Raw genomic sequence first — 7,370 nt, forward strand, 5'->3', positions numbered from 1 at the left:
AACTTTTAAATTTCTACATCAGAATCGCCTTTATCATTTTGTTTTGGCTTTTTTTCGTCTTCTGATACTTCTTCTTTTTCTTCTTCTTTTGTAAATGGTCTTTCACCAAAAATCTTAACCAAATCATCTTTGAAAATAACTTCTTTTTCAAGTAGTCTTTCAGCCAACTCAGTCAATTTGTCCTTGTTTTCGGTTAATATTTGTATTGCTCTTTTGTATTGGATGTCTATGATTTCACTGATTTCTTCGTCTATCAGTTTTGCCGTAGTTTCGCTGTAGGGTTTCGTAAATCCATGTTCTTGACCACTTGAATCATAGTAGGTTAAATTTCCAACTTTTTCACTTAATCCGTATACACTAACCATAGCTCTAGCTTGTTTGGTTACCTTTTCAAGATCACTTAGTGCTCCTGTTGATATTTTATTGAATATGATTTTTTCAGCTGCTCTTCCGGCAAGAGTTGCACACATCTCGTCTAGCATTTGTTCTGTCTGAACAATCATTCTCTCTTCTGGTAAATACCAGGCAGCACCGAGAGATTGACCTCTGGGTACAATGGTAACTTTAACTAGAGGCGAGGCATGCTCAAGCATCCAGCTTGCAGTTGCGTGTCCTGCCTCATGAAAAGCTATTGTCTTTTTTTCTTTTTTAGAAATGATTTTATTTTTCTTCTCTAAACCTCCTATGATGCGGTCAACAGCATCTAAGAAATCCTGATTTTCTATAAACTCTTTTCCATTCCTTGCAGCGATCAATGCAGATTCATTACACAAATTAGCGATATCTGCACCGGAAAACCCGGGGGTTTGCTGTGCTAAGAATTCAACTTTGACATCATTACCTAACTTTAGTGGTTTTATGTGTACATTAAAAATTTCACTTCGTTCATTTAGATCTGGTAGGTCAACATAAATTTGTCTATCAAATCTACCTGCTCTCATCAGAGCTTTGTCTAAAACATCAGCACGGTTCGTTGCTGCAATAACAATCACATTCGTGTCAGTACCAAAACCATCCATTTCTGTTAGCAACTGATTTAGTGTATTTTCACGTTCATCATTACCTCCGGTCATGTTGCTTTTTCCTCGAGCCCTACCGATAGCATCTATTTCATCTATGAATATGATAGAGGGGGATTTTTGTGCTGCTTGTTTGAATAAATCTCTTACTCTTGAAGCACCTACACCCACAAACATTTCAACAAAATCTGAACCTGACATTGAAAAAAAAGGTACTCCAGCCTCGCCAGCTACAGCTTTTGCTAATAATGTTTTTCCTGTACCGGGAGGACCTACAAGTAAAGCCCCTTTAGGTATTTTACCCCCTAAATTCGTGTATTTTTCTGGACTTTTTAAGAAGTCAACAATTTCTTGAACTTCTTCTTTGGCACCAACTAGTCCAGCAACATCTTTAAAGGATGTTTTTATTTTTTGTTTTTCATCAAATAATTTAGCTTTTGATTTCCCAATGTTAAAGATTTGTCCTGCACCTCCTCCTGCACCACCACCAGCGCCACCTGACATTCTTCTCATGAAGAATAGCCATAAACCTAAAATGATGATAAATGGTAAGAGTCCTAAGAGGGAGTCAAACAAATCTGTTTTGTTGACATTTTTTAAATCAATAGTTAGGTTGTATTTTTCTTTGTTTTCTCTAACAATATTCTCAAAATTTTCTAGGCTTCCGAAATTGTAAGTCAAAACAGGTTTTGCTGCAGCCCAAGGCAAATTATTGTCCTTTTGTTTGCTTTTAAATTCACTTTGCGCTTCTTCTGTCAAATGAATTTCAGCATAATCGTTGTTAACAATTAGTATGTTTTCTATACTGTTGGCACGTAATAATTCTTCAAACTTGTTTCTGGAAATGTCTTTGCTAGTTGAGTCACCTCCAAAAAAATTAAAAGATATAATCACCGCTATGATAGCAGCATAAAGCCAATATGAGTTGAATTTAGGTTTTAAACCGTTCGACTTGTTGGGTTGATTATTTTGTTCTTTGCTCATCTTCGTTTAAATCTTTTTGTACTTATGAAATTTTGGTAATCTTCGCATCACCCCACAAACCTTCAATATCATAAAGTTCTCGAGTTGGTTTCTGGAAAACATGTACAACGACGTGAATATAGTCTAGTAATATCCAGTTTGCTTGAGTTTCTCCTTCTACATGATAAGGTTTTTCTCTTGATTCTTTTCCAACTATTTTCTGAACAGAACCTGAAATTGCACTCACGTGTGTGTTAGATGTACCCGAAGCCACAATAAAATATTCACACACTGTGTTTTCGATTTCTCGTAAATCAATCAACTGGATGTTTTCTCCCTTTACCTCATCAATCCCCTTTAAAATGGTACTAATTAACTGATCAGTACTTACGTGTTTTTTAGACATTAAAAAATCTTTAGTTTTGTTGCAAAGTTATTGTTTTTTAAGTGATAACTTACACTAATATTATTATAATTTACTTGTGAATATAATCAAACTTAATGCCATCGATTCCACTAGTCTTTTTTTGAAAGATTTGGCAAAAAAATCAATCCTTGAAAATTTCACTGTCGTTGTTGCAGATGAGCAGTTTTCTGGCAAAGGCCAGATGAATTCTGTTTGGCATTCAGAAAAAAATAAAAACATATTATGTACTGTTTATGTTGATTTGAGTGGGTTGCCAGTCCATTTGATTCCATACATAAATTTTATTTCTGCAGTTAAAATAAGAGACGTTATAGAAAGTGTATTGGATAAAGAACATAAAATTAAAGTCAAATGGCCAAACGACATTATGTCATATAATGATAAGGTTTGCGGTTTATTGATCGAGAACACCATCAAAAACCAAGAGGTATTATCTTGTTTTATCGGTATAGGTTTGAATGTAAATCAATTGGTTTTTCCAGACCATTTGTTAAAAGCCAGTTCACTAGCGAAAATTGAAGGGGCAATTTTAGATAAAGATCTTATTTTGATCAAAATAGTTGATGCTCTAAAGAGGGTCATGACAGTAGATTATATTATGGATAACCTAACAATGATCAAACAGGAATATTTAAGTCATTTATACAAAATGAATACTCCATCTATGTTTGTTAGTCATGATGAGAATGTGTTTATGGGAAAAATTGTAGGGGTCAATAATAGAGGCCTATTACTGATCGAGAAAGAAGATGAGGTCGTTCACCATTTTGCTGTTAAAGAGGTGAAATTCATCTAGAGATCTTGTAGGTTTTTTCCCAATGTTTCGATAAAGTTAGTTAGAGGTTTTTTTAACATCATAGCCATCATTGGATTAAATTCACCCTCAAAAAGCAACTGAGCTGAAGTGCTATTCTCAGAAAGGGATTTTAATTCAACGGTAAGACTAAAGTCAAGCTTATCTGAAACAGCTCCTAATGTTATTTTTATAGGTGACACTTTTTCTTTCAGTTTTAACTTGATTTCTGGAATTCCAGCTAGAGAAAAAGAGAACGTATCATTGTTCGCACTGAATTCTTTTATGTTTTCAGGCATCAATTTTTCAAAGTTTTTTATGTCCACTAGAAATTCGAAAACTTCATGATTTGATTTGAAAATACTGACCGGTACGGTTTCTAATTTCATAGTTTTTTTTCTTAAATGAGATAAGAGAGGATTGAAAAAATCAACAAATGTATCGGGTGTTTTAGACTTTCCAGTTTTCAGGAGCTTTTCTCCATGTTTCAATAGAAGTCAACTCCTCTGAGGAGATGTAGTTGTTTTTGACTGCTTGTTCAATTAGTGTTTGGTAATTACTCAAAGTCACTAATGTTACGTTAGAGGTATCGAAGTTCTGGTCAGCAATAGGAAAACCATACGTGAAAATAGCCAACATTCCTTTTACATTAACCTCTGCTGCTTTTAGGGCTTCTACAGCTAATAAACTACTTTTTCCTGTACTGATTAAGTCTTCTACGACAACTACGTTAGAGCCTTTTTCAAGGTATCCCTCAATTTGGTTCATCCTACCATGTTTTTTTGGCTCTGGTCTCACATAAACAAAAGGAATCCCTAATTCTTGAGCTACTAAAACACCAATAGCAATTGCACCGGTAGCCACTCCTGCAATAACATCAGGCTTTCCAAACTTTTCTTCAATGGCTTTTGCCATATTTGTTTTTAAGAAATTTCTGATGGCAGGGAAGGAAAGTGTGATTCTATTGTCACAGTAAATGGGAGATTTCCATCCTGATGCCCATGTGAAAGGATTTGTAGGCTGTAATTTGATTGCTTTTATCTTTAAAAGCTCTTCTGCTGTGTTATTTGCTATATCTTTGTTGAAAATCATGTGCTGATGTATAAAGTTTTTATCAATGAGGTCCTAGTTGCTTTTACAGAAAGAAATAGAATTTCGGGTCATTTCTCGGTGATTCAGTATCAAGAACTAAATTTTGATGATGTATATTTTAAAATATTAAATGGTTCTCGGGCAAAAATAAATGTTATTTGTGACAATTTAGACAATGATTGGAGTAATTTTTTATTAAATTTTCAAGTACGTGCTGCAGCTGGAGGAGTTGTCAAAGATAGAGATGATCAAGTTTTGTGGATTTTTAGACATGGGAAATGGGATTTGCCAAAAGGCCATATAGAAAAAGGAGAAACCAAAGAGTCCGCGGCTTTGCGTGAGGTAAAAGAGGAATGCAATGTTTTCGGTTTGAGGATAGATAATGAATTACAAACGACTTATCATGTCTTTGAAGATCAAGATCTTTTGGTCATGAAAAAAACATATTGGTTTGCCATGCATACCAATGAGGATAACTTGGTATTGATTCCGCAAAAAGAAGAAGGAATTGTGCAAGTCGCTTTTAAGTCTGTAGAAGAAACCAAAAAATGCTTAGACAGTACTTATGAAAACATAAAGCTTTTATTTATGTAGGTGTCCTATGACTCCAATATCGTTAATTGATTATATTTGCTATCATATTAAAACACTTTCATGAAAACACCATTACACAGATTAACACTCCTAATTGCGCTAGCTTTTTTCTCTTTGAAAGCACAAATCCATAATCCAGTGAGTTGGGAGACTTCGGTAGAAACAAACAACAGGGGTAAGCTAGTGTTGGTAGCGAAAGCAACGATTGAGCAAGGTTGGCATTTGTATAGTCAAAATATTGGGGAAGGAGGTCCAATACCCACTACATTTATGTATCCAGAAGACATAATAACGGTTGGGAGTACAACAGAGAGTGCGGGTATACAAATAGAGGATCCCATATTTGGGATGCCCATTAAATACTTTAGCAAGCAAGCAATATTTAAGCAAGAAATTTCTGTCGAGCATGAGGTTAGCTTCATTAATGCCTCGGTAGAGTACATGGCGTGTAATGACGAAATGTGTCTACCACCAAAGGAAGTCAATTTAGAATTTGAAATTAAGGATAGTTCTGAAATTTCTCAGGATATGACAAGTGCTAATGATACTAAAGATCAAGAAAATAAAAGTTATTGGTTGTTGTTTGGGTTGAGTTTTATTGCTGGTTTAACCGCATTAGTAACTCCCTGTGTTTTTCCAATGATTCCGATGACAGTTAGTTTTTTTACCAAGCAAAGTAAAAACAAAGCTCTGGGTATCAGAAATGCAATAATTTATGGAATAAGTATTGTTGTTATTTACGTGTTTTTGGGAACTTTTGTTGTTGGTGTTTTTGGAGCGGATGCTCTAAATAAATTATCAACAAGCGTTGGTTTTAATCTTGTTTTCTTTGGTGTTTTGATCTTTTTTTCGATGTCATTCTTAGGGGCTTATGAATTGGTGTTGCCTAGTTCATGGGGAACAAAGCTAGACGAAAAAGCGGATAGGGGAGGTTTGGTTGGAATATTTTTTATGGCTTTAGCTTTAGCAGTAGTCTCGTTTTCATGTACAGGGCCTATCGTTGGAACTGCATTGGTGCAATCTGCCTCACAAGGAGGAATTGCTCCTATTATATCCATGCTTGGGTTTTCTTTGGCGATAGCTGTCCCATTTACTTTGTTTGCAGTTTTTCCTGGTTGGTTAAATTCTTTGCCAAAATCAGGGGGTTGGTTAAATACAGTAAAAGTGGTCTTAGGTTTTCTAGAATTGGCATTGGCTTTTAAGTTTTTATCAAATGCCGATTTGGTTTTGCAAGCACATTGGCTAGAAAGAGAAGTTTTTATTGCGATATGGATCGTTATTTTCTTGTTGCTGGGGGTTTATTTGTTGGGTAAAATTCGCTTGCCACATGATTATCAACCCACGGAAAAAATATCTATCACAAGGCTTTTTTTAGCAATGTTAAGTTTAATTTTTGTGGTATACATGATTCCTGGTTTGTTGGGCGCACCAGTGAAATTAATTGGAGCTTTTGTTCCTCCAATTGAGTATAGTGAGAACCCAAATGGTTTTATAAATAAAAGTACTCATCCAATAGTTCTTCAAAAGAAATTGCCTGAAGGTGCCCATATGCAGCCTCCCTACAACATCTTAACCTTTAACGATTACGAGAAAGGAATGCGTTATGCTAAACAGCAACACAAGCCTATACTTCTTGATTTTACAGGGAGGGCATGCGTGAATTGCAGAAAAATGGAACAGAATGTATGGATATCCCCTAAAGTTTTAAACATCCTCCAGAACGAGATTGTTTTGATTTCTTTGTATGTAGACGATAGACAAAAATTGGCTTCAGAGGAGATATCAACTTCCACAGGGAAACCCTACAGGTATATTGGGCAAAAGTGGTCTGAGTTTCAAGAAAAAAGATACAAGACTAATGCTCAGCCCTTTTATGTGATCCTGAATTCAGAAGGTAAGGATGTGAGTGCTCCTGTTGGTTATACGCCAGACATAGCTGTTTATTTAGATTGGCTGCAGCAAGGAATTGATAAAGCAAAAAAATGATTTCATTGCTTAAAACTTCTTCGGATTTAACTTGGTTGAATCCTGATGAATTCTTGTTTTTTATTTTCATAAATAAGTAAATTATAATGGCCTGTAAAAAATTGGTTAACGATTTGTTTTTGAGTGTTTTTAGTTGAAAATAATTTGTATATTTGCAACCCTTTTTAACGGGCTTGTGTTTTGAAAAGGGATGAAAAATATTTTAATTTAACAACTTTAGCTGAGGTTACCCGTTCTTAAAACTGATTATCAGCTAGATACAAAATAATTTTAGACACATGTCTGAAGAAAACACAAAAGCAGTTGAAGCTCAAGAGCAAGAAGCTGTACAAGTAAATCCACAAGAATTTTTAGCAGATTTTAACTGGCACAAATACGAAGAAGGTATTGATGAGGTTGATGAGGCTCAATTAAAGGAGTTTGATGCTGCATTAGAAGGAACTGTAGGTTTCGTGAATGAGCGTGATGTAATCGAAGGAACAGTAGTTCGTATTAC

7 protein-coding genes and 1 pseudogene are annotated in these 7,370 nt (G+C 35.0%); 4 read left to right on the top strand and 4 right to left on the bottom strand.

Annotated elements, in window-relative coordinates; all coding sequences use genetic code 11:
- Positions 1–5: 5 nt before the first annotated feature.
- A complete protein-coding gene (gene ftsH, locus ABF281_RS07060) occupies positions 6–2,003 on the bottom strand; it encodes an ATP-dependent zinc metalloprotease FtsH (RefSeq protein ID WP_347180978.1) in 1,998 nt (665 codons plus the stop codon).
- A gap of 22 nt (positions 2,004–2,025) precedes the next feature.
- The gene (rsfS, locus tag ABF281_RS07065) at positions 2,026–2,388 is read right to left on the bottom strand and encodes a ribosome silencing factor (RefSeq protein ID WP_347180979.1); all 363 of its coding nucleotides are present in this window, start codon (positions 2,386–2,388) and stop codon (positions 2,026–2,028) included.
- Between the two features lie 76 nt (positions 2,389–2,464).
- On the opposite strand from rsfS, the gene ABF281_RS07070 reads away from it, so the two are divergent.
- The gene (locus tag ABF281_RS07070) at positions 2,465–3,205 is read left to right on the top strand and encodes a biotin--[acetyl-CoA-carboxylase] ligase (RefSeq protein ID WP_347180980.1); all 741 of its coding nucleotides are present in this window, start codon (positions 2,465–2,467) and stop codon (positions 3,203–3,205) included.
- Here the strand turns inward: ABF281_RS07070 and ABF281_RS07075 are convergent.
- The gene (locus tag ABF281_RS07075; RefSeq protein WP_347180981.1) at positions 3,202–3,591 is read right to left on the bottom strand and encodes an SRPBCC family protein; all 390 of its coding nucleotides are present in this window, start codon (positions 3,589–3,591) and stop codon (positions 3,202–3,204) included. The two genes, ABF281_RS07070 and ABF281_RS07075, sit on opposite strands and share 4 nt — an antisense overlap.
- A 61-nt stretch (positions 3,592–3,652) precedes the next feature.
- A complete protein-coding gene (gene pyrE, locus ABF281_RS07080) occupies positions 3,653–4,294 on the bottom strand; it encodes an orotate phosphoribosyltransferase (RefSeq protein WP_347180982.1) in 642 nt (213 codons plus the stop codon).
- Between the two features lie 6 nt (positions 4,295–4,300).
- On the opposite strand from pyrE, the gene ABF281_RS07085 reads away from it, so the two are divergent.
- The 3 genes and pseudogenes from ABF281_RS07085 to ABF281_RS07095 form a co-directional block, all read left to right on the top strand.
- Positions 4,301–4,888 carry an NUDIX domain-containing protein gene (locus ABF281_RS07085; protein WP_347180983.1) on the top strand — a complete coding sequence of 196 codons (588 nt, stop codon included), beginning with the start codon at positions 4,301–4,303 and terminating at the stop codon, positions 4,886–4,888.
- Positions 4,889–4,948: 60 nt separating this feature from the next.
- Positions 4,949–6,874 (top strand): cytochrome c biogenesis protein CcdA, encoded by a 1,926-nt coding sequence (locus ABF281_RS07090; RefSeq protein ID WP_347180984.1) that lies wholly within the window; start codon positions 4,949–4,951, stop codon positions 6,872–6,874.
- A 278-nt stretch (positions 6,875–7,152) separates the two neighbouring features.
- Positions 7,153–7,370: pseudogene (locus ABF281_RS07095) on the top strand (30S ribosomal protein S1); the annotation flags it as partial.

Origin of the sequence: Wenyingzhuangia sp., from assembly GCF_039768515.1 — a bacterium.
GTDB lineage: Bacteria > Bacteroidota > Bacteroidia > Flavobacteriales > Flavobacteriaceae > Wenyingzhuangia.